Here is an 801-nt window from a genome sequence, read left to right as displayed (position 1 = left end):
AATCATGGAAAAGAAATACGAACTTACTGATGAAATAGACATCCTCTATCGTCGACCAGTTCGTCGCATTCGTGCACTGAGAGACTTTGGAAAGGTCAAGAAAGGTGATCTTGGTGGTTTTATAGAGCATGAAGGTAACCTCTCTCATGAGGGCGATTGTTGGGTTAGGGATAAGGCAAAGGTTTGCAGTAATGCTCAAATTTATGAGAATGCACAAGTATTTGGACGAGCACGTATCTCATGTAATGCACGTATTTATGGAAATGCTAATGTTTTTGGAAACGCTTGTGTTGAATCCAATGCACATATTTTCGATAATGCGCAAGTTTACGGAATAGCCGAAATTCACGGCAATGCCAAAATTTGTGAAAAAGCTCATATTGGTGGTGAAGCTGTTGTATGTGGTAACACATGTATTTCAGGCAACACACATATTAGTTATAGTAGAAAAGCCGAACATATCCCTAGGAAAAGACAGAGCGTATAAGCACTTTCTAACAACCAACCATTTTTAAACACAAGCGTGATTCACGCCACGGGTGAATTGCGCGCAATGTAGGAAATCAAGATGAAAAATTCTACTTTTTTAAACGAAATGGCAGAAAAATATGGATTTTCTGCTGAAGAATTTCGAACCACAATCATAAAAACTTGTATTGGAGATAAAAATGCTAATGTCATCACTGATGCAGAATTTGCCGTTTTTCTTTTTGTTGCCAATACTTATGGACTTAACCCTTTAACAAAAGAAATCTATGCTCTCCCTAAAAAAGGCGGCGGCATCATACCCGTTGTTTCTAT

The 801-nt window shown here is 38.2% G+C and carries 2 protein-coding genes; both read left to right on the top strand.

The features are described from left to right. The coding region (locus ACFIN0_RS09930) for a hypothetical protein (RefSeq protein WP_375702473.1) at nt 1-487 on the top strand (487 nt) is incomplete at its 5' end. A gap of 81 nt (nt 488-568) precedes the next feature. Beyond that, nucleotides 569-801, top strand: a 233-nt coding sequence (locus tag ACFIN0_RS09925) for a recombinase RecT (protein WP_375702472.1), incomplete at its 3' end; no start/stop codon positions are given.

This window comes from Bartonella sp. AA89HNZF (assembly GCF_042196905.1).
Lineage (GTDB): Bacteria > Pseudomonadota > Alphaproteobacteria > Rhizobiales > Rhizobiaceae > Bartonella.
Note: the sequence above shows the minus strand (reverse complement) of the source record. Positions and strands in the feature narration are given on the sequence as shown.